The sequence below is a fragment of the Halomonas sp. HP20-15 genome (assembly GCF_033446685.1).
In the GTDB taxonomy this organism is placed as follows: domain Bacteria; phylum Pseudomonadota; class Gammaproteobacteria; order Pseudomonadales; family Halomonadaceae; genus Modicisalibacter.
Genome location: NZ_JAWQLY010000047.1, coordinates 1 through 275 on the forward strand (window position 1 = coordinate 1; position 275 = coordinate 275).

Consider the following 275-nt stretch of genomic DNA (forward strand, 5'->3'; position numbering starts at 1 on the left):
GCTACGTAGCTCAGCTGGTTAGAGCACATCACTCATAATGATGGGGTCCCCTGTTCGAATCAGGGCGTAGCCACCAGATATCGCAAAACGCCCATCGGTTTCCCGATGGGCGTTTTTTATGGCGTCTGCGGGCCCGGGCGGGAGGCGGGGCCTTGACGGGCGAGCCTCGATCCGTATACTACGCCGCGTGCTCCGGCATTGTTCCCCGATAGCTCAGTTGGTAGAGCAAATGACTGTTAATCATTGGGTCGCAGGTTCGAGTCCTGCTCGGGGAG

1 tRNA gene is annotated in these 275 nt (G+C 58.5%); it reads left to right on the top strand.

Going from position 1 to position 275, the window contains the following annotated elements:
- Positions 1–202: 202 nt before the first annotated feature.
- Positions 203–275 (top strand) — tRNA-Asn (locus R6258_RS18805).